We start from the raw sequence: 19,631 nt of genomic DNA on the forward strand, positions 1-19,631 counted from the left end.
GTTCGAATCCCTCACTCTCCGCAGAAAAAGCCTTTCAGAAATGAAAGGCTTTTTGCATTTTAGCCCAATTTATCCCCTTACTCTTCTTAAGAACTTACCTCAAGTTTATATCCTTTGCCACGTATAACCGTAATTTTGATATTCGGATCAAACTCCAATTTTTTTCTAAGTTTTGATATAAACATATCTAAACTGCGTCCAACAATAATTCCCTCATCTTCCCAAATTTCTTTTTGCAGCCGTGTTCGCGCTATCGTTTGGTTAGGAGACAAGGCGAAAATATGTAACAAACGGGTTTCCGTTCCAGTGAGATCTATGGTGTTTTCATTAATGACCATTTCTCGCTCCTGCGGATTAAACAAAACGGCCCCAAAGGTTAAAATACTGTTATTTTGATCGTCTAACACAGTGCTTCGCCTCCGATCCGATTTCAAAAAAAAGAATCCAGCAAATGCTAAAAACAACAGGATACCAAGAAAATAGTTATTCGCTGCTGTATTTATCCCGCTAGGTTTAAATTTAATATTGATCATGTAACATCCTTTAGGTTGTACTCTACCTCTACAAGCAATAATATCATCTTTTTTATTATGGGAAATAGCATATCCATAAGCTACACTCGAATTGCCACAGTTGAGGACGTTAACGACATAATCACGGGCAAGAGGATCATTGACCAACAGGCGCTGAATAGCACTCACCAGTGAGTCTGGTTTAAAGGTGATTTCATTCTCAAACCTGATCTGATATTCATTTTCTTGAATCTTTTCTATCGGAAGTACCCTTGATCTACTGTCTCCAGACTGCGTAAGCAGTTCATCTCCTATCCTCCTAAGCAAAACTTCCCTCCTAGCGCTATCAAAATCGTCTGTGCCAGTCATATCAAAAGCAACAAAGGCCATCGCAATAAACAAGAGTATTATGCCGCCATACAAGTACTTGCGGTTCCCTGAGAAAATATTTCGGCTTTCAGACATACGATTTACAATTTATTTACAAAGATTACATCACTATTTACAATCTAAATCCCTCTATATAAGTATCATCAAAGTAATTTTGTTACATCACTCTAAAACAGATGCGCGAAAAAAAGTTTGAACGGATCTAATTTACTGGGATAAATCTAATGTTCATTAAACTTTTAAAAATATGAAAAAAATTATCTACGTATTGGTTTTACCGCTCGCTATAGGAAGCGGCTTGGCCTTTGCCAATCGCGAAATCAAAAATGAAACCCTAAACAAAACGGCGCCGAATTCACGCACTCCTACTGAAATGACCACCGAAAGGAATAAATGGGAAGCGAGCCCCAATGGTATAAAGTTCAAAAAATGGAAAGAATCTCCCGAAGGTATAAAAGTACTTGACAATGCTGCGAAAATAAAGAATGAAATAAAGAATTCTGCCAACATAGAGGCGGTTGTAACTTCTCTTTATCTTCCTCTTGGTGCACAGTTAGGTTTTGGAGTGATGGTTAGGATTAATCGTGAAGACTATATTCTAAGTTTTGGTCTGGAAAATTCTAATGAATTTCAACAATTGAAAAGTCTGAAAGTAAACGACAAAATAACGATAAGGGGTCGTAGTGTCATGTACGCGCCTAAGTATTCGTATCCAATAGTAGCGGGCGATTATGTACAAAGAGATAACAAAATAATTTATAAACGCATCCCTAACCAAGGCGGTTGCTAAGTAACTTACCCACCACTCCGCAAGAAAAGCCTTTCAGCATAGAAGGGCTTTTTTGCAAACCACTAGAAAAACTTCGACAGCCTAGCAAGCGCCCTAAATTGATTGAAAGGACAAAATGACAAGTGAATTGGTCAAATCGGATCAACAACGAACAAACTAAAACATAGCATAAAAAAACTGATTATCAACAATTAAGAAAAAAAACACAGAAAGTACTTGAGAAAAACCCCAGTTTTAAAAAAAAATACTGTGGAATCCGTTCTTCTCTGACATCATAATAGTGAGTAACAAAAACGTGTTAACCTAAAGATGACGATCATGGCAGAATTAAACCAAAAAACGCAAGAAACGGGAAAGAAAAAAATAAGAAGCAGAAAAATGGCTCCTAAAGTAGATTTAACAGCCATGGTAGACCTCGCATTTCTTCTCATTACATTCTTTATGTTGACCACAACATTAAATAAACCATCTGCAATGGATATCGCCATGCCGGACAAAAGTAAATCAGATGTAGAAAGTTCGGTTCTTATTGATGAAAACCGCACGGCGACGCTCATTCTTGGCGAAGGAAAATTCATGTGGTATCATGGGGATTTCAAAAAACCGATCAGCTCTTCAAAAGTACCGGTAGATATCGAGAAAGGGCTCTCAGGCGTTATTGCACAGTTAAAAGCTAAGATAAGCACTATGCCCAATACAAAGGACATGATTGTACTGATCAAGCCTAGCAAAGAAGCGCGCACAAAAGATATTATTCAGACGATAGATCAATTGAAGGGCCAGCATATCGCACGTTATGTGATCAGTAAAATGCAAATCGAAGAAGAAAAGCAATTGCTCGCTATAATCCAGTAACATTGATTTGAGCGATGTCCTATCCATACATTGTAACAACCTATTGAACGAGCTTTTCATAGGTAAAATCAATTATTGTCATCAAAAAACATGGGAATGATTTCTATCTGATGAAAATAGACAGTAACAAGTTTACCGAAAGGTCGTATGATCGATCTTTCGGTAGGTTCCAGCCCAGTACGGTAAATTATCTTTTATCCAGATTGTTCCAATAACGTTCCACATTTTCTTTTACCTCAACCGGTAGGGACGCATAATTATCGGAAAACGTTGTTTGACTATAACCATCTACTTCCTCCGCACGGAGACGGTAAAACTTATTCTTATAAAGAACTAGACCAATACAGCTAAGCTGCTTTTTTAGGTCATCCTTGGGATGCCTTGAATAGATAAATAATGCATCCAATTTACCATCCTTATCGGCATCAAAAAATGCCTTTCGAGATTCCCAAATCGACGTAACGATCCCTTCTTCGGATATCAATTCATCAGCCACAAGCTGCCACATTCCTTCGATCTGCTGAAATTGTTGTACATAAAGTTTGTCGGGATCGGCACCCCGTTCCTCTTTTGAAAACACTATATAATTATCTTCTTTTGGAGTTTGAATGCGTTCCACTTGTAACACACGCTTCCCCTTAAATGGAAAACCAGAAGATTGAAAATTTTCCTTATTGATCGAAATTGTTGTAACCTGCGCCTCAACAGCATAAAATCCCATCGATAATAGGATTAAAAGAACGTATTTTCCCATATGTTTTTCCCTTAGTATTGAGTCAATTTACTGACAATAAAAGAGAATTACAATATTTCAACGAGACATCTTTACATCCAAGTGATGCGATTCTCCATAAATGTCACTACATTTAATCTAGATAAACATCATGAAGAAGCTTTTGATTCAGCTATAGGTCTTTATTCATGAGCTTAGATCATACGCGATGAAACAAGATATTCAAACACTCGATGACATTAAAGTATTAGTAGATCAATTTTATACGACGATACGTAACGATACTTTGCTCGGACCTATTTTTAAAGAAAGAATCCAAGACAATTGGGCAATGCATCTTGAAAAGATGTATAGTTTCTGGCAGACTATCCTACTGAATGAACATCGTTATTTTGGCAGCCCCTTTCCACCTCATATTAACTTGCCCATTGATGCGCAACATTTTGGTCAATGGCTCAAATTATTCGAAGCAACAGTAGATGGCTTATACAGTGGACAAAAGGCCGAAGAAGCCAAATGGCGTGCGCAGAAAATGGCCCAAATGTTTCAGTTCAAACTGGAATATCTGCACGCCAACCCCAACAAGAAACCATTGATCTAAAGTTAGCCTACTTGATGGCATTGTTAAATAAAAAGAAAAATTAATCCATAAAAAAAGCCCTTGGAAACTTCCAGGGCTTTTTTAGTTGATGTGATTCAATTTATGCTTTTTCTTCCTTTAAGGAAGTAGAATCTTTTTTGGATTCCTTTTCTTCGAAACCTGAGCGTAAAATTTCATCCCATAAGGAAGAACTCACTCCAAAACCCTTTTCTGGATCAGAATAATGGTGCAACATATGGTGCTGCTTGATCCGTTTGAAAATACCGCTTTTAAAATTAGCATGGTGCATCGCATAATGACATTCGTCATAGATCAAATACCCCACCATAAAACCTGAGAAAAAACAGGCTAAGATAAACTCATTCGAAAAAAACAATGTAAAACCAAGATAGACCAAAAGAGCTAGTGGAATACTCGCTGACAACGGCATCACCAAACGCATACGGTCTCTTGGGTAATCATGATGCACACCATGGAAAATAAAAGCGATTCGCTTTCCCCATTCCGATGTCGGATGAAAATGAAACACCCAACGATGTAACGCATATTCAAAAGCAGTCCAAAAAGCTAAACCAAAAATAAAATACCCAATGTAGGTTAAAAAGGAAATGTCTCCCCAAACTAGCGCTTTATACGAAAAGAAAACAACCACGGGTACATAGAAAATCAAAGGTACACTCCAATGCACTTTCGTCAAAGACTCTAAAAAGTCATTCTTGAACATGCGCGTAGATTCCGTAGAATTTGAAACATAATTACGCTTTGCCATAATACTATTTTTATTATTCCCTCACAAAAATAAGTATTTTAAGCACAAATGAAGAAGGTTTCTGATGAGAAAAACAAAATAACTGACCTTTTTAATAAAAAGGTTAAACAACAATCATTACCCCAATCAAGCTAAACCCTTTTTATTTCATCTATTACCTCAAATTTCCACTCTTTTCTATAAAATCAACTAAAATGAACTCGCACTAAAATTGACAAATCCAAGACAGTTTACTTATTTAAAGTTGACTGTTCCTCCGGCCATTTTCTTTTCTACACGTTGTTCTGGTTTTCCATAGACATCAATGACACCGCCACCACGTGTTTTGGTTTCGATGGAATCAGTAACATAAACATCTGCTTTACCGCCACCATTCACAGTGACCGTCGTGATACTCGTCTTAAAATCTTTTCCTTCATATTTGCCGCCAAAGTTTGAAATGATCTCCTGTTTATTTGCCTTTCCATACAAAGCGATTGTAGCCCCTGAGGTCACTTTAATTTCAGCTGTTTTTACCGCTGTATAGAGATCGACCAGACCACCTTCTGAAGCATAAACTTTTAAGTGGTCAGCAGCAACTGGATTATTTGTAGTTGCAAATACCTTGGCTCCTTTTTTTGCTTCTACATTGTTCAAACTCTTGTAATATACCTTCACAGAGATATTCCCCCCTTGCAGCATATTCAACGTATTCATTTTCAAAACCAACGATCCATTTGTGTTGACGACCTTAACATTCTCATGGTTCTGTCCTTCAAACGTCACCAAGGACTCGTCGGATTTAATCAGCTCCACCTGAATCTTGTCCGTCGCTACAACCGAAGAAAAATCGCCAACATTTTGCTTCACCTGCCCAAACCCCATTTGGGCAATTAATAAAAGAATTACACTGACTCCTAAAAATTTCATATTTACTTGACTTTTTATTGTAGTTCGTCAAAAAATAAGCCAATTCCTATTAAGAACAATATTTTTAACCTATTTTGACATAAAAAAGGCGCCCTATCTAAGGGCGCCTTTATGATCTATTTTTTCAACCTATGCTTATAGTTTGCTATTAACGTCTACTGCATTCAAATCAGCGAATGCTTCTTTCAGACGAGCAACAAACGTTTCTTCACCTTTACGTAACCAAACGCGTGGATCGTAATATTTTTTATTTGGAGAATCAGCTCCTTCTGGATTACCGATCTGACCTTGCAAATAATCATGGTTTTTCGCTTCATAAGCTCTTACACCATCCCAGAAAGCCCATTGCATATCCGTATCAATGTTCATTTTGATCGCACCGTATGAAATCGCTTCTGCAATTTCTTCCGGAGAAGAACCAGAACCACCGTGGAATACGAAGTTTACGGGCTTCTCAGCAGTAAGATTATATTTCTCACGAATATATTCTTGAGAATTATGTAATATAACTGGTTGCAATTTCACATTACCTGGTTTGTAAACACCATGAACATTACCAAATGCAGCTGCCACTGTAAATTTGTCAGATACTTTAGACAATTCTTCAAAAGCGTAGGCAACCTCTTCTGGTTGGGTATACAGTTTTGAGCTATCCACATCCGAGTTGTCAACACCGTCTTCTTCACCACCTGTAACACCCAGCTCGATCTCCACTGTCATACCAAGTGGTTTCATACGCGCTAAGTATTTAGCGGAAATCTCAATATTTTCTTCAATTGGCTCTTCCGATAAATCCAACATGTGAGAAGAGAACAATGGTTTTCCATGTTGCGCAAAGAATTTCTCGCCAGCGTCCAACAAACCGTCGATCCAAGGTAAAAGTTTCTTAGCTGCGTGATCTGTATGCAGAATAACTGCTACACCATAATGCTCAGCTAATAAATGAACATGTTGTGCTGCAGATACCGCTCCCAATACGCAAGCTTGTAAATTATCGTTGTTCAAGGTTTTACCAGCGTAGAATTGCGCTCCACCATTTGACAATTGAATAATTACAGGAGAATTTACTGCTTTCGCAGTTTCCATAACCGCATTGATAGAGTTTGTTCCGATAATGTTTACCGCAGGCAAAGCAAACTTATGTTTCTTCGCAACCTCAAACAACTCTTGTACTTGATCTCCTGTCAATACACCTTTAAAATCTTTTAGGCTCATATTTCTGTTATTGATTTATTTTAATCTTTCATTAAACTTGAAGCTACTAAATTATTAAAAATTATTATTACTTCCTAATTTTTATAGTGTACTAAATACACTATCATTTCACATGGGATATAGAATGTTAACAAATCATAAAACCCTGATTGTTCAATTGAATAGGAACTTTCCGGCTGCTCCTTTTTTCAATGGCATTGACAACAAAATATCCACAATTATCCTTAAATCACAGATAAGACACCATAGAAATATGAATTATTTTAAAAATTGTATCGGGATTGATTAAATTTGGATTCACCAAATTGTCACTATTATGCTACAGGTATACGGTATCAAAAATTGTAACACAGTAAAAAAAGCACTTACATGGTTGGAAGACAATAATGTTCCCTTTCAATTTCATGACTTCAAAAAAGAAGGCGTCAGTGTGGATAAATTAAAAGAATGGGAAAAACAAGTAGACTGGCAGGCTCTAGTGAATAAAAAGGGAACTACATGGAAAAAGTTATCTCCGGAAACTCAAGAGCAAGTCATTGACAGTGATAGTGCCAATAAAGTACTTCAGGAAAATACAAGTATGATTAAACGTCCTGTTATTGAATACAACAAAGGTATATTACTCGGTTTTAATGAAGCAGAGTACGTAACAAATTTAAAATAGTTCCACAATGCTTCCCGGAATGGAGGTTCTAAAAAGCCTCCAATTATCCAAAATAAACCTTTAAGGTCACTTTCTATCCCTTTTATTATAAAACGTCGTTTGCGTTTTTTTTGGCTCAATGTACTTTTCATTGTATATTGGAGCAAATAAACATAATTTAAGTAGACGTATGATGAAAAGAATTGCACTGGCTTCTTTAAGCCTTGTTGCGTTGAGCTATGCTTACCCAGCCTTTGCACAGGAGAAAACATCCAATTACAGCTATACAGAGGCCTTTGCACCCTTGTTTTTTAAAAATAATGGCAATGAATATCGTTCCGCAGCCGGAAAACCGGGCCCTGCCTACTGGCAAAATGCAGCCGACTATAAAATTCAGGCTTCCCTGAACGATCAAAATGATCAAATTACAGGATCTGTCGAGATTACCTATAGCAACAATAGTCCAGACAATATGAACTATCTGTGGTTACAATTAGATCAAAATATGTTTTCACAACATGGCCGCGGTCAATTGATCTCCCCCTTGACCAACAGCCGTTACGGTGATGGTAACTCAACTTTTGATGGTGGATATCAGATACAATCTGTTACGGATGTAAACGGAAATACGATCGAACATATTATTGACGATACCCGTATGCAACTTCGACTTCCTGCTGCGTTAAAGAGCAAGGGCGGAAAAATAACTTTTAAGATTAAATACCAATACACAGTTCCTAAATACGGTGCGGACCGTACAGGTATACTTGACACAAAAAACGGAAAAATCTATGCCATTGCACAATGGTTCCCAAGACTGTGTGTCTATGACGACATTAGAGGTTGGAATACCCTTCCTTATACAGGACCGGGAGAATTCTATCGTGAATTCGGAAATTACCAGGTTGAGATCACTACTCCGGCAAACCACATGGTTGTATTGGGTGGTGAATTGTTAAACCCACAGGAAGTATTTACAGCTGAACAACTCAAGCGATATCAACAGGCACAACGCAGCGACGAAACCGTGATCATCCGCTCCGCCGAAGAAGTTAACGCAAAAAACTCCAGGCCTGACAAGAAAACCTTAACCTGGAAATATCAACTTAATAATGCGCAAGACATTGCTTGGGCATCCTCTACGGCATTTATATTAGATGGCGCGAAGATCAATCTACCGAGTGGAAAAAAATCCCTCGCTTTGTCTGCCTATCCAATTGAAAGTAACAGTAACAATGCCTGGGAACGCTCGACAGAATACACCAAAGCCGCAATTGAAATCTATTCAAAAAGCTGGTTTGAGTATCCTTACCCTGTAGCGGTCAATGTAGCCTCCAATGTCGGTGGAATGGAATATCCAGCTTTGTCGTTCTGTGGCAATCAGGCCAAAGCAGGATCTCTTTGGGGTGTTACCAACCACGAGTTTGGTCACAATTGGTTCCCAATGATTGTCGCATCCAACGAACGTGAATATGGCTGGATGGATGAAGGGTTCAATACATTTATTAACGAACTCGCAACAAAAGAATTCAACAATGGCGAATATTACCGTAATCAGGCGAGCAGATCGTACATCTTTACTGCCCGTAATCTTGAACCGATCATGAGTACCCCGCAAAACATGAAAGAACGTAATATTGGTGCTTTGGTCTACTATAAGCCAGCTTATGGACTGAAATTATTGCGAAACGAAATCATCGGTCCTGAACGTTTCGATTACGCCTTTAAAAAGTATATCCAAGAATGGGCTTACAAACACCCTACTCCGGAGGATTTCTTCAAAGCCATTGAAAATGGTGCTGGTGAAAACCTAAACTGGTTCTGGCGCGGGTGGTTTGTCAACAACTGGCAAATGGACCAAGGTATAAAATCAGTATCCTATGTCAACAACGAGCCAAAATTTGGCGCACTTGTCACCGTGGAAAATCTCGAAAAATTACCGATGCCAGTTATTGTTGAAGCTACAACCGTATCGGGCAAGAAGATTCGAAAAAAACTACCAGTGGAAATCTGGGAAAGAAACGACGTATGGCAATTTAAAATTCCGACCACAGAGCCACTGCAATCTGTACAGTTAGATCCTGACATGGTCATGCCGGACAAGAACCCAGACAATAATTCGTGGAAAGCAAATTAGCAGATTTTCAAAATCTATTCGTTATTTTTGGCTAGAGAACGATCATGAACGTACGGCGTAAACAAAACGGCAAATACCCTGTTCATTCATAGATTGAAAATACATAACTATATTTATTCACATGAAAATCTTACAAACGATTCTAAGCTGCTTACTTATTACACTAATGAGTGGACATCTTGTTGCACAGGAAAAAACCAAGGGGATTATTATGGAACTTGTCAGCGGTGAGAAAATTGAGGCTGCACAAATTCAAAATTTAAGAACCAAGGCTGAAGTACAGACCAATAGAGATGGCTCCTTTGCAATTGACGCCAATGTTAACGACCTTTTGTTAATCAAGGCTGTGGGATATGAACAAGATACTGTTTTCATTTATGACACGAGCTTACGCAGAATCTATTTGAACAGAATGAATAATGTTATCGAACTCAGTGAAGTTGTCGTAGAAAGGATGACAGACAGTAGACTTGCTGCTGAAATCCAGCGCGAGAAGACTTTAGGAAAGTATTCCGACGCAAGTCAAAACCGCGGCGGAGTACGAATTTCTCCAAGCCGTATATTTAGCAAAGAGGGAAAACAAGCACGTTCAAATTATAAACTCTTAGTCGATGAACGTGAGAAAAGAGCAGTTGATCGCAAATTCACCGAAAATCTGATCAAAGAATTGACTCCGCTCAATGGTTCGGATCTAGCCCTGTTTAAAGAAAGATTTAGACCTTCCTATAAATTTATTCAAAACAGCAGCCAAGAGACTCTGAAAGTCTATATCATGGATAGCTATAAAAAATTTAACGAGAAAAAATAAAAAACAAACACTTTTATCACGTGATTGTCAGAAGGTTTTAAACTGTAATAATTTTTATTTCAGTTTAAAACCTTTTCTGTTACTTTGTGTTATAATTTAGAAAAATCAGCAGAGGATGTTACACAACTTGAGGTTCGCAACAGCATTACACATTATGGTTCTGGCACAGTTAGAAGAGTCAAATCAATGGCTTTCTTCTGAATATATTGCGTCAAGCATCCAAGTCAATGCAAGTGTGGTTCGCAAAGAAATTGCATCTCTCAAAACAGCATCTTTACTAACGAGTAAAGAAGGTAAGGGCGGCGGTATTCGCATAAATCCCGAAAATCCAACGATTACCTTGGCTGATATTTATATCAGCACCAAACAAACCGATTTCGGCGGGAAATTTAACAGTCCCAATCCTGCCTGTGTTGTTGGCAAAAATATCAATTCCAAACTCCAGGATCTGTATCAGGAAGTCGACACTGATATTGTACAGCGTTTGAAAAAGATAACCCTGGCTGATTTTAGCAAAACATTTAATTAAAGGAAGCATGAAAGTAGCAGTAATTGGATCCACAGGATACGTAGGATCTCATCTCGTAAAAGAATTGGTAGACCGTAACTATGACGTAGTCGCCATCGCCCGCCACGTCGAAAATATTCCATCGAGTGAAAAAGTAACCAAACTCCAAGTAGATATCAATGATAATAATCAATTGGTTTCTGCCCTAAAAGGTGTTGATGTTGTTGTTTCAGCTTTTAATGCCGGATGGACCAACCCTAATCTTTATGAGGATTTTACAAAAGGTGCATTGGCCATCCAACAGGCTGTTAAAGATGCCGGTATCAATCGTTTCATTGTTATTGGTGGTGCAGGAAGTTTATTGATTGATGGAAATAGACTGGTCGATTCACCGGATTTTCCCAAAGAAATTAAACCTGGGGCATTAGCTGCAGCAGATTATCTGAATACCATCCAGAAAGAAGATCAACTTACCTGGACCATGTTTAGTCCCGCTATAGAAATGAATTCCCATGCTGGTGGAACACGTACCGGAAAATACCGCACAGGCCTTGATGCTCCCGTATTTGATCAGGAAGGTCGTTCTAGATTATCAGTAGAGGATCTTGCTGTAGCAATAGCAGACGAAATTGAGAACAAACAATTCCTCAATAAACGCTTTACAGCAGCGTATTAGTACCCAAACAAGCATTTGATTCAGATTTTATTACAAAAGGGAGGAGCAATCTTCCCTTTTTTCATTGAGATCATTTATATTTGACATTAATTAAACAATTGAAAAGCTAAATAATCGTAAAGAATTAATCCTATGCTATTTAAAAAATCGATTCCTCAACTCATTGCTGAAGCAAATGAAAATGGAGAACACACGCTAAAGAGGACACTGTCCAGCTCGGGCCTTATCGCCCTCGGGGTCGGGGCCATCATTGGGGCAGGACTTTTCTCCCTAACAGGGATTGCCGCTGCTGAAAATGCAGGGCCAGCTGTTATCCTATCTTTCATTATCGCAGCAGTAGGCTGTGGGTTCGCAGGTCTTTGTTATGCCGAATTTGCCTCTATGATTCCTGTTGCCGGAAGTGCTTACACATATTCCTACGCCACAATGGGTGAATTTGTCGCCTGGATTATCGGCTGGGATCTCGTCCTAGAATACGCACTGGCAGGAGCTACAGTAGCCGTCAGCTGGTCCCAATATTTCAACCAGCTCCTGATGATATTCCATATCCAGCTCCCCGATACCCTACTCAAAGGCCCTTGGGAAGGTGGAGTGGTCAACTTACCTGCTATCATTATTGTTTGTTTACTGTCGCTATTGCTCATGCGTGGTACACAGGAATCATCCCGTGTAAACAATATATTGGTTATCCTAAAAGTCGGTGTTGTATTGATTTTTATCGCCTTGGGATGGAGCTTTATCAATCCTGCAAACCACGATCCATTTATCCCTGTAAATGCAGGTGAAGAGCTTGTAAAAAGTGGACAACAAAGCTTCTGGTCATTTTTAAAGAGTGATGACTTCGGTCACTTTGGTATCAGTGGTGTATTGCGCGCTGCTGGGGTTGTCTTTTTTGCATTCATCGGCTTTGACGCAGTGAGTACAGCTGCCCAGGAAGCGAAAGATCCAAAAAAAGGTATGCCAATCGGTATCATCGGCTCGTTAATAATCTGTACACTTTTGTACGTTTTATTCTCTTACGTAATGACAGGCATCGAAAACTATACGATGTTCAAAGGTGACGCAAAACCTGTTGCGACAGCTTTTGCAAAAACTGGATATCATTTCTTAAATACAGCGTTGATTATTACGATTATTGCAGGATACACTTCAGTTATTCTCGTGATGTTACTTGGTCAGAGCCGCGTATTTTATTCGATGAGTAAAGATGGTTTGCTTCCAAAGATATTTTCAGACCTGTCCAAAAGACAGACTCCTTGGAAAACAAATGCTATTTTCATGGTATTTGTAAGTATATTCGCAGGTTTCGTTCCAGTTTCTGACCTTGGCCATATGGTAAGTATTGGTACCCTATTTGCCTTCACCCTCGTATGTGTAGGTATTCTAGTACTGCGTAAAACAGATCCTAATTTGGAACGCCCATTTAAAACACCATTGGTTCCTTTCGTTCCAATCATGGGTATCTTGGTCTGTATTTTAATGATGGCTTCATTGCCAATTGAAAGCTGGGAGCGTTTAGCCGTCTGGCTTGCTATAGGCTTATTGATTTACTTTGTATACGGCAAAAAACATAGTGTCATTAGAAAACAACATCAGAACCAACAAAAGGTTGGTTAAACATAAAAAAGGCTTCTTAATAAAGAAGCCTTTTTTATGTTTAAGAAATCCAATAGCACATTCTTATTACAGCGCACTCAGTTTAAAATATCCATTCGCAATGGTATCTTCTTCTAGACCGATCTTTGGCGTAATTTGAATACTATACAGCTCTTTATCATGAGGTAATAGCAAATCTTCTATCTCATAAATATCATCAACATCCAAACCGTACTTATCATCGATATGTGCCGAACTGTGGTGCTTCCAAAAAACAGTGCGTTTTGCCTTTTCAGTCGCCTTGGCCAAACTAGATGCTACAATAAGTTCTTTGTAATGGAACTCGTCAAATTCATTCGGTTTGTAGCCACCTAAATTGACAAAAAACAACTTCAATTCCGAATCAATAGCCTGTTCATTCCCCCTTTCAGTAACCTTGATCTCATATTCCCCAATCTTATGGACAATACGGTACGCATCAATGTGAATTTTACCGTCAGCCTCTGGCCAAAAATCTTTAATGGGATCGACAAAATCCTTGAGCTCATTACCAATACCAAAGAAAATGTCATGCTGTTCTGTCCGTCTATTTTTCGGTTTACAACCGATCAAAATCATAAATAATTTCATAGTCAAAAATCAGTCATTCAATGTCCGTGCTAGAATATCCAGTTTATTTTTCATCGATGTCTGTGCGTACGAATCATGGATATTTCATAACTTAAGCCCTATAAACAATAAAAATAACTATTATCCACCACATTTAACATATATTATATCTTCACAATGCACAAAATATTCCTATCATTTGCGTTACTATTCTTATCATTAACGTCCTTTGGTCAAAAAGCCGCTACCGATAAAAAACTCGAATCACAGATTAAACAGCTGATTCAGGGTTTTCAAGGCGATGTCGGCATTTATGTACACCATCTCAAAAAAAACAAAGAAGTCAACATCCAGGGCGACAGCATTTTCCCGACGGCAAGCATTGTCAAAATACCCATTTTAGTCGGCATCTTTGATAAAATTGAAAAAGGTGAACTACAACTTGATCAACAACTGCTCTACCGTGCTAGTCAACGATATGGCGGCTCAGGGCTGATGCAATTTTTTAAGGACAGTACACAAGTTGATCTGAAAACCTTGGTTGCGCTTATGCTATCTTATAGTGATAATGTAACCAGCATTTGGAATCAAAACCTTGCGGGAGGAGGTGTCGCGATCAATAAATTAATGAGCGAGCTTCAATTAACCCAGACGCGTGTCAACTCACAGACAGAGGGACGGAAGTCAGATTGGGAAAGATATGGTTGGGGCCAGACTACACCAAAAGAAATGGCCGACTTGGTCACACTAATCCGACAAGGCAAAGTTGTATCCCCAAAATCTTCCGATCAGATGTATCGTTTTATGGGCAACATGTTCTATGATGAAAGAGGGCTATCGCAAATCCCATCCACTGTTAAAACAGCTTCAAAAACAGGCTCTTTAGATGACGTACGCAATGAGGTCATTTTGGTCAATGCACCGAAAGGAGATTACGTTTTCAGTATTTTCACCAAGAACAATACAGATAAAAGCTGGGGAAAAACAAATGAAGCAGAGGTACTTACCCGTAAACTTTCCAAATTGTTATGGGATTACTACCAATAGGCCTATTTAAGTCAATGTTATAAAGATGTGATATAAAAAGGGGGGCACTCAAAAAAGTGCTCCCCTTCCCTATAGTTCAAATGAAATACGTCAACTAATTTTTCAACGCTTCACCTACATTTTTAGCTTTCCGACTAATATCGTCACCTACTTTTTTGGAAGCATCTTTTACATCTTTAGCGGCCTCCTTGGTTCCGGTAGCAACATCATTTGCAACTTTCTTCGTACCGTCAGCGACATCTTTTGCAGCATCTTTTGTTTTATCAACAGCTGTATTTGTCGCATCTACTGTCGCATCTTTTGCATCTTTCAATCCCTCTTTTACATCCTCTCCAGCATTACGCAAAGCATCCTTGGTTTTCTCCCAAGCTGTGTTAGCTTCTTCAGAAGCAGCTCGAGCCTTTTCCTCGGCGGCTTTATCGCCTTTCGCGATAGCTTCATCCAAATCCTTTTTCGCCTGCTCTGCTTTCAAACGGGCATTTTCCTCCGCATTTTTTAAATCTGCGATTGCCGCATCTACATGCTCACCGACTGTTTTTGCCGAATCTGTCGCTGTAGTGTCTTTTTTCTCCGAATTGTTGCAAGAAGACATGACCAATGCTCCTGCTACGACTGCTAAAAGTGCAATTTTCTTCATTATAAATTGATTTATGAGTGTAGTTTTCAACGGCTCATCAGAGCACGTATACATCAATTTACAACTTCTATGCCAATTAGACAAAATTATTGCTTCGGATAGATTGTTCCTTTCGCAGCTTCCAGTGTATTTTTCAACAAACCGACGATCGTCATTAACCCAACTCCGCCCGGTACCGGTGTAATCCAGGACGCTTTAGGAGCAACATTTTCAAAATCAACATCACCAAATAGCTTAAAACCAGATTTCGTTGCTGTAGAAGTTTCTCTATTAATACCGACATCAATTACTACTGCACCGTCTTTAACCATGTCTGCAGTAACAAAATTTTTCTTCCCGATTGCCGCAACAACGATATCACCACGCAAAACCTCTGTTTTAAGGTCTTTTGTGCGACTATGTGTTAATGTAACAGTACAATTACCTGGATTGGAATTACGAGCCAGTAAGATACTCATTGGCGATCCTACGATATTGCTTCTTCCAACCACTACGGCGTGCTTGCCTGCTGTATCGATCTTATAATAATCCAACATCAACATAATACCATATGGCGTAGCTGGAATAAAACAAGGAAGATTACGTTGCATACGTCCGAGGTTGATCGGATGGAAACCATCCACATCTTTGCGGTAATCAATTGCTTCGGTAACTTTATCCGGATCAATATGTTTTGGTAAAGGCAACTGCACAATCAAACCATCGATAGACTCATCCTGATTGATTTCTTTGACCTTAGCGATCAATTCATCCTCTGTTATGTTTTCATCATAACGAATGTTTGTTGATTCAAAGCCGACCAGTTGACAGTTGCGCATTTTGCTAGCTACATAGGTTTCGCTACCACCATCATTCCCCACAAGGATAGCAACCAGATGAGGCTTACGGCCAGTCTGTGTAGTAAATTCAGCCGCATCTAACGCTATTTGCTCTTTAATTTTTTCGGAAACTAGTTTACCATCTAATAGATTCATGTTTAGGAGATTTTATTGTATTTAAAAGGAGCCCAAGAGCTCCTTTATTATTGTGTTATTTTGATTAATCTAATTTCAATACCGCCATAAATGCAGATTGCGGAATCTCTACGTTCCCAACCTGACGCATGCGTTTCTTACCTTTCTTTTGTTTTTCCAAAAGCTTACGCTTCCGGGAGATATCACCACCATAACATTTTGCCGTAACATCTTTACGTAAAGCTGAGATCGTCTCCCGGGCAATAATCTTTGCACCGATTGACGCTTGGATACGAATTTCAAATTGTTGACGTGGTAACAGTTCTTTTAGTTTTTCACAGATCTTTTTACCAAAATCATATGCGTTGCTCCGATGTATCAACGATGATAAGGCATCTACAGGTTCATCGTTCAATCGAATATCCAGTTTTACCAAATCTGACTTGCGATAACCAATCTGGTGGTAATCAAATGAAGCGTATCCTTTAGAGATTGTTTTCAATTTATCATAAAAGTCAAATACAATTTCTCCCATTGGCATTTCAAAAACCAATTCAACACGATCTGAAGTCAAATAATGCTGGTTCATGATCGTACCGCGTTTCTGGATACAAAGTGACATAATTGGTCCAACGAAATCCGATTTCGTAATAATATTAGCTTTGATATATGGCTCTTCGATTGAATCCAATTTACTTGGATCCGGTAGATCTGAAGGATTATGTACGATCACTTCCTCTTTATCTTTGGTCATATAGGCCTTATAGGATACGTTGGGAACTGTCGTGATCACCGTCATATCAAACTCGCGCTCTAGGCGCTCTTGAATAATCTCCATGTGAAGCATACCCAAGAAACCACAACGGAAACCGAAACCCAAAGCTGCCGACGACTCTGGTTCAAACACCAAAGAAGCATCGTTTAGCTGCAAACGGTGCATCGATTCACGCAACTCCTCGTAATCCTCCGTATCCACAGGATAAATACCCGCAAAGACCATCGGTTTCACCTCTTCAAACCCTTGAATAGCCTCAGAACAAGGACGATCCTTATGCGTAATGGTATCCCCTACTTTCACTTCACGTGCCTCCTTGATACCAGAGATAATATAACCTACATCACCGGTCTTAATGACTTCTTTGGGTACTTGATTCAACTTCAGCGTACCAATTTCATCGGCAAAATATTCTTTCCCAGTAGCAACAAATTTCACGCGGTCGCCCTTACGGATTTCACCATTTTCAACTTTAAAGTAAGCCATGATACCACGGAATGAGTTGAAAACAGAGTCAAAAATCAAGGCTTGCAAAGGTCCATCAGGATCACCCACTGGATGTGGAATACGGTCCACAATAGCCTCCAAAATATCCGGAACACCAAGACCTGTTTTACCAGATGCAGGAATAATCGCATTGCGGTCACCACCGATCAAATCCACAATCTGATCTTTGACTTCTTCAGGCATAGCACCAGGAAGGTCCATTTTGTTAAGAATTGGGATGATTTCCAAATCATGTTCCAACGCTAGATATAAATTTGAAATCGTTTGCGCCTGAATACCTTGAGATGCATCAACGATCAATAAAGCGCCCTCGCAGGCAGCAATTGAACGCGACACCTCATAAGAAAAATCCACGTGTCCCGGGGTATCAATCAGGTTCAAGATATATTCCTGACCATCTCTTTTATAATTCATTTGGATGGCGTGACTCTTGATCGTAATACCACGTTCACGTTCCAAATCCATATTATCAAGTAATTGTGCCTGTGCCTCACGCTGACTGATGGTATTGGTATACTCTAAAAGGCGGTCTGCCAAAGTACTTTTGCCATGGTCAATATGCGCAATAATACAGAAATTACGAATGTGCTTCATATAGGATTTTTAAACTCTTTTGCTAAAAGGCAAAGATACCTTTTTTTATATATATTTATATAAACTAGCTTTTTTTTAGTTTACTATACGCGAAGAAATCAGACTAGACACTATTCCTGTTAAGAACGGTAGAAACTGTATTCGCTATTCAGCAATAGCATATAAAAAATGTTTCTGATTTCGTGTAACATTGTCTGTGTCCCAAGAAATTCGTTCCCGAAATTGCTCCGAACGAATTGGACAATTGCCGACCTGACAATATTGGCAGCACTGTGGAAGACAAGGATCCGCATGAACGAAAAATTCGGTCCGTACCGACATTTCCTTATTGACAATCTTATCTACAGCAGAAATTTCATCATGCACCTGGATCAAGTCAAGGTAACGGGGTAGTGTGAGATGGCAATCTACATGGAGTTCGTTCCCATAGCGCTGTACACGAAGATTATGAACATCAATCCATTCATCTTTCCGATTGCGCTCCAAGATTTCGACGACATCCTGTACGAGCGCTGTATCCGATTCATCCATCAATCCACCGATCGATTGGCGAAGTAGCTTATAACCATTGAAGAGGATAAAAAGCCCCAGTACAATTGAAATGACCACATCGATCCATTGGAAACCTGTCAGTCTCATCAATAATAAACCCAGTATCAATCCGACCGTACTATAGGCATCTACCTGCAGATGTTTTCCGTCCGCCACCAAGGTAATAGACCCCAATGCACGTCCACGCTTCATGATATAGAATCCTACTGCAAAATTTATCACAGATGTAATACCGATCAGATAAATCCCTTGTTCAAGGTGTGTTAACGCTGCAGGAAAGAAAAGATTGTAACAAGCCTTGGCTAAGATAATGGCGCCAGCAATAAAAATAAGTCCACCTTCTAAAAACACCGAAAAGAATTCCACTTTACCATGCCCGTAGGGATGATTCTCATCCTTAGGCTGCGCCGAAAGATAAATACTATAAAATGCAAAACCCGAAGCAATCACATTAACGATACTCTCTGCCGCATCTGTAAAGATTGCACTGGAGTCCGTTAAAAAGTAGGCAAAAAACTTCACAATCATCAAACCTATTCCCGTAAAAAGCGATAATAAAACCAATCTTCTTTGTCTTGACATGATGCTTATCTTCTATATGAAACCTTCTATGAGCTAATGATGAAATGAGGACTAGCCAGCATTTTTGTGAGCGCAAAGGTAAAGATATAACGACAAATCAGAACGATTAGTTTTGAACATCCAACGTCAGGGATCAATTAAATAACTGTGCTAAATCGCTTCAACAGCCCTTTTATTAAAAAAGCTCAATAAAAGAGCTACTTTTCTTTGTAAATTCTCAAAAATAAAGAAGA

The 19,631-nt window shown here is 39.0% G+C and carries 20 protein-coding genes; 10 read left to right on the forward strand and 10 right to left on the reverse strand.

Annotated elements, in window-relative coordinates:
• Positions 1 to 86: 86 nt before the first annotated feature.
• The gene (locus IQ31_RS13490; RefSeq protein WP_115046782.1) at positions 87 to 977 is read right to left on the reverse strand and encodes a winged helix-turn-helix domain-containing protein; all 891 of its coding nucleotides are present in this window, start codon (positions 975 to 977) and stop codon (positions 87 to 89) included.
• A gap of 172 nt (positions 978 to 1,149) precedes the next feature.
• Between IQ31_RS13490 and IQ31_RS13495 the strand changes: the two genes are divergently transcribed.
• Both IQ31_RS13495 and IQ31_RS13500 read left to right on the forward strand, forming a co-directional pair.
• Complete coding sequence (locus tag IQ31_RS13495; protein WP_115046780.1) at positions 1,150 to 1,692, forward strand: hypothetical protein; 543 nt, start codon at positions 1,150 to 1,152, stop codon at positions 1,690 to 1,692.
• Between the two features lie 318 nt (positions 1,693 to 2,010).
• On the forward strand, positions 2,011 to 2,547 hold the full coding sequence (locus IQ31_RS13500) for an ExbD/TolR family protein (protein ID WP_115049407.1): 537 nt from the start codon (positions 2,011 to 2,013) through the stop codon (positions 2,545 to 2,547).
• A 187-nt stretch (positions 2,548 to 2,734) separates the two neighbouring features.
• Here the strand turns inward: IQ31_RS13500 and IQ31_RS13505 are convergent, their stop codons facing one another.
• Complete coding sequence (locus tag IQ31_RS13505; protein ID WP_088162826.1) at positions 2,735 to 3,301, reverse strand: hypothetical protein; 567 nt, start codon at positions 3,299 to 3,301, stop codon at positions 2,735 to 2,737.
• 187 nt (positions 3,302 to 3,488) lie between these two features.
• Between IQ31_RS13505 and IQ31_RS13510 the strand changes: the two genes are divergently transcribed.
• Positions 3,489 to 3,881, forward strand: a complete 393-nt coding sequence (locus tag IQ31_RS13510; protein ID WP_145328287.1) for a group III truncated hemoglobin — start codon at positions 3,489 to 3,491, stop codon at positions 3,879 to 3,881.
• 100 nt (positions 3,882 to 3,981) lie between these two features.
• Here the strand turns inward: IQ31_RS13510 and IQ31_RS13515 are convergent, their stop codons facing one another.
• The 3 genes from IQ31_RS13515 to fbaA form a co-directional block, all read right to left on the reverse strand.
• Positions 3,982 to 4,650 (reverse strand): sterol desaturase family protein, encoded by a 669-nt coding sequence (locus IQ31_RS13515; RefSeq protein WP_232475606.1) that lies wholly within the window; start codon positions 4,648 to 4,650, stop codon positions 3,982 to 3,984.
• A gap of 234 nt (positions 4,651 to 4,884) precedes the next feature.
• Positions 4,885 to 5,559: a head GIN domain-containing protein gene (locus tag IQ31_RS13520; protein ID WP_088162828.1), complete on the reverse strand. Its 675-nt coding sequence runs from the start codon at positions 5,557 to 5,559 to the stop codon at positions 4,885 to 4,887.
• Positions 5,560 to 5,694: 135 nt separating this feature from the next.
• On the reverse strand, positions 5,695 to 6,774 hold the full coding sequence (fbaA, locus tag IQ31_RS13525; protein WP_046672381.1) for a class II fructose-bisphosphate aldolase: 1,080 nt from the start codon (positions 6,772 to 6,774) through the stop codon (positions 5,695 to 5,697).
• Positions 6,775 to 7,090: 316 nt separating this feature from the next.
• On the opposite strand from fbaA, the gene IQ31_RS13530 reads away from it, so the two are divergent.
• The 6 genes from IQ31_RS13530 to IQ31_RS13555 all read left to right on the forward strand — a co-directional run bounded on the left by IQ31_RS13530 (position 7,091) and on the right by IQ31_RS13555 (position 13,163).
• Positions 7,091 to 7,438: an ArsC family reductase gene (locus tag IQ31_RS13530; protein ID WP_088162829.1), complete on the forward strand. Its 348-nt coding sequence runs from the start codon at positions 7,091 to 7,093 to the stop codon at positions 7,436 to 7,438.
• 169 nt (positions 7,439 to 7,607) lie between these two features.
• The gene (locus tag IQ31_RS13535; protein WP_244294489.1) at positions 7,608 to 9,554 is read left to right on the forward strand and encodes a M1 family metallopeptidase; all 1,947 of its coding nucleotides are present in this window, start codon (positions 7,608 to 7,610) and stop codon (positions 9,552 to 9,554) included.
• A 121-nt stretch (positions 9,555 to 9,675) separates the two neighbouring features.
• Positions 9,676 to 10,362: a peptidase associated/transthyretin-like domain-containing protein gene (locus IQ31_RS13540; protein ID WP_075994047.1), complete on the forward strand. Its 687-nt coding sequence runs from the start codon at positions 9,676 to 9,678 to the stop codon at positions 10,360 to 10,362.
• A 115-nt stretch (positions 10,363 to 10,477) separates the two neighbouring features.
• Entirely contained in the window at positions 10,478 to 10,891 is a 414-nt protein-coding gene (locus IQ31_RS13545; RefSeq protein ID WP_145328289.1) for an Rrf2 family transcriptional regulator, read from the forward strand.
• 7 nt (positions 10,892 to 10,898) lie between these two features.
• Positions 10,899 to 11,546 carry an NAD(P)-dependent oxidoreductase gene (locus IQ31_RS13550; RefSeq protein WP_145328290.1) on the forward strand — a complete coding sequence of 216 codons (648 nt, stop codon included), beginning with the start codon at positions 10,899 to 10,901 and terminating at the stop codon, positions 11,544 to 11,546.
• A gap of 132 nt (positions 11,547 to 11,678) precedes the next feature.
• A complete protein-coding gene (locus IQ31_RS13555) occupies positions 11,679 to 13,163 on the forward strand; it encodes an amino acid permease (protein ID WP_075994050.1) in 1,485 nt (494 codons plus the stop codon).
• Positions 13,164 to 13,229: 66 nt separating this feature from the next.
• Here the strand turns inward: IQ31_RS13555 and IQ31_RS13560 are convergent, their stop codons facing one another.
• Positions 13,230 to 13,772 (reverse strand): DUF1543 domain-containing protein, encoded by a 543-nt coding sequence (locus tag IQ31_RS13560; protein ID WP_201638664.1) that lies wholly within the window; start codon positions 13,770 to 13,772, stop codon positions 13,230 to 13,232.
• 156 nt (positions 13,773 to 13,928) lie between these two features.
• On the opposite strand from IQ31_RS13560, the gene IQ31_RS13565 reads away from it, so the two are divergent.
• Entirely contained in the window at positions 13,929 to 14,798 is an 870-nt protein-coding gene (locus IQ31_RS13565) for a serine hydrolase (RefSeq protein ID WP_145328291.1), read from the forward strand.
• A 94-nt stretch (positions 14,799 to 14,892) separates the two neighbouring features.
• Here the strand turns inward: IQ31_RS13565 and IQ31_RS13570 are convergent, their stop codons facing one another.
• The 4 genes from IQ31_RS13570 to IQ31_RS13585 all read right to left on the reverse strand — a co-directional run bounded on the left by IQ31_RS13570 (position 14,893) and on the right by IQ31_RS13585 (position 19,398).
• Complete coding sequence (locus IQ31_RS13570) at positions 14,893 to 15,435, reverse strand: hypothetical protein (protein ID WP_115046770.1); 543 nt, start codon at positions 15,433 to 15,435, stop codon at positions 14,893 to 14,895.
• Between the two features lie 86 nt (positions 15,436 to 15,521).
• Positions 15,522 to 16,409: a bifunctional 5,10-methylenetetrahydrofolate dehydrogenase/5,10-methenyltetrahydrofolate cyclohydrolase gene (locus IQ31_RS13575; RefSeq protein ID WP_145328292.1), complete on the reverse strand. Its 888-nt coding sequence runs from the start codon at positions 16,407 to 16,409 to the stop codon at positions 15,522 to 15,524.
• A 64-nt stretch (positions 16,410 to 16,473) separates the two neighbouring features.
• Positions 16,474 to 18,264 (reverse strand): translation elongation factor 4, encoded by a 1,791-nt coding sequence (gene lepA, locus IQ31_RS13580; RefSeq protein ID WP_120333313.1) that lies wholly within the window; start codon positions 18,262 to 18,264, stop codon positions 16,474 to 16,476.
• 144 nt (positions 18,265 to 18,408) lie between these two features.
• Positions 18,409 to 19,398 (reverse strand): cation diffusion facilitator family transporter, encoded by a 990-nt coding sequence (locus IQ31_RS13585; protein WP_088162836.1) that lies wholly within the window; start codon positions 19,396 to 19,398, stop codon positions 18,409 to 18,411.
• Positions 19,399 to 19,631: the final 233 nt, after the last annotated feature.

Source organism: Sphingobacterium siyangense (genome assembly GCF_007830445.1).
GTDB classification, from domain to species: domain Bacteria; phylum Bacteroidota; class Bacteroidia; order Sphingobacteriales; family Sphingobacteriaceae; genus Sphingobacterium; species Sphingobacterium siyangense.